The sequence below is a fragment of the Dapis brunnea BLCC-M229 genome (genome assembly GCF_050015995.1).
Taxonomy (GTDB): domain Bacteria; phylum Cyanobacteriota; class Cyanobacteriia; order Cyanobacteriales; family Microcoleaceae; genus Trichodesmium.
In genome coordinates this window covers 1-1,701 of sequence record NZ_JBNHEP010000186.1, presented here as the reverse complement: position 1 = coordinate 1,701, position 1,701 = coordinate 1, and the positions used below count along the sequence as shown (strand labels likewise).

Annotated in this window: 2 protein-coding genes; both read left to right on the top strand. The window is 29.2% G+C overall.

Features of this window, described 5'->3' with window-relative positions:
* The first annotated feature begins 325 nt into the window (after nt 1-325).
* A complete protein-coding gene (locus tag ACP6PM_RS21240; RefSeq protein WP_426588137.1) occupies nt 326-892 on the top strand; it encodes a hypothetical protein in 567 nt (188 codons plus the stop codon).
* Nucleotides 885-1,472 carry a transposase gene (locus ACP6PM_RS21235; protein WP_426588135.1) on the top strand — a complete coding sequence of 196 codons (588 nt, stop codon included), beginning with the start codon at nt 885-887 and terminating at the stop codon, nt 1,470-1,472. Before ACP6PM_RS21240 ends, ACP6PM_RS21235 begins: the two co-directional genes overlap by 8 nt.
* Nucleotides 1,473-1,701: the final 229 nt, after the last annotated feature.

The following is a 1,701-nucleotide window of genomic DNA, read 5'->3' as shown; positions in this document are numbered from 1 at the left end:
AGTAATTACAAATAAAAATCAATAAAAGGTGAATATATTAGGCTTTTATCAAGACCATCCACACGCAAAAATTGAGTCCATCTCAAGTAGTAACATTCTCACGGGGTGACAAGCTAGTTGAAAGCTATATATAGAAAGGGATTTGTGTCCGGGGACTGAAGAATATTTCAACAAAAAGAAAACGCTTATTGAGAATGAAGGGGTGTAGCGAACGCACTACATCCCACACCTTAAGTTGATTATTTATTCAATTAAAAAAACCTTTTGAAACAGTTAAAAATATGATAAAAAAGAGTTAGTAATTACAAATAAAAATCAATAAAAGGTGAATATATTAGGCTTTTATCAAGACCATCTCAAGCAAAAATTGAGTCCATCTCAAGTAATAACATTACAAATATTATTATACTTAATATCAGTACATAAAACTGTACAAATATCAAAATTAAGTAATTATTTTTCCCTACCGATAAAATTAGAAAGTAAGCGAAAACATATACAAAGATTTTTAACTTTAAAAGAGTTGAGCTTACCTTTATTTTGGTTTCCTTTAGTTAAAATAATAATAGAAAATTTATTCAGCTTTAGCTCAGAATTAGTATTAATTTTAGATAGGACCCAGTGGCAAAATATTAATATATTAATGATTAGTGTGGCTTGGAAAAAGAGGGCTTTGCCTATATGTTGGCACATTTTAAGTCATAAAGGAGCTAGTAATTTAAGTGAACAAAAAGCAGTGATTCGTCCAGTTTTGAGATTATTAAAAGGCCAGAAAGTTATTCTGACAGCAGATAGAGAATTCCACAGTATTTTTCTATCTCCGAAAGTTGAAAAAATATCAAAAACAAGATGTATATTTTGTTTTGAGACAAAAAAAATCGACCATGATTAAACGAGGTAAAAAATATTATAAACTCTCAGAATTAAAAGTAAATGTCGGTGAAGCCCAACTGTTATTTAATCAAAAAATTACCAAGATTTTGAAGGTAGGAACATATAATTTACTCGTATATAAAAAACAGAAATATCGTCAAAAATCTGTTGTAGAGAAATGGTATATTCTCACCAATTTATCGTCACCAGGAAAAATTAAAAAAATATATAGCCAGAGAATGGGAATTGAAGCAATGTTTAAAGACTATAAAACTGGTGGTTACAATCTAGAATCAGCGAAGGCCAATGAAACGAGATTGAATAATTTAATTTTATTAATAGCTATTTCATACACAATTAGTTCTTTTAAAGGACAAAAAATTAAAAACAAAGGTATTCAAGAATATATATCAAGAACTAATGAGAAAGGTAGAAAAGAAAGAAGACATAGTAGTTTTTTTGTAGGATTATCTAGAATTTATTGGGCAATAAATGATAATTTTATCTGGGAATTAGTAGAAATTTTAATGAGGCTTAATCCTCATAAATTTCTAGATTATTGCAGAGGAATAAAAGCGATGAATACAGTAGTTAATTAGACTGTAATTTTTGATTAACGATCAATTAATAAAAGTGATTTTTTTCATAATATTATTCTCCAGAATAACTTGAATAATGATTCAACTTAGCTAGGGGGTGTAGTGCGTTCGCAGAGCGTTTCATGTCGCGGAGCGAAACGCACTACACCCCTCATTCTCAATAAGTGTTTTCTTTTTGTTGAAATATTCTTCAGTCCCCGAACGCAAATCCCTTTCTATATATAGCTTT

What these genes read in the sequence shown, in the direction of transcription:
- ACP6PM_RS21235 (WP_426588135.1), top strand. Translation starts at nt 885, where the DNA reads ATGATTAAACGAGGTAAAAAATATTATAAACTCTCAGAATTAAAAGTA.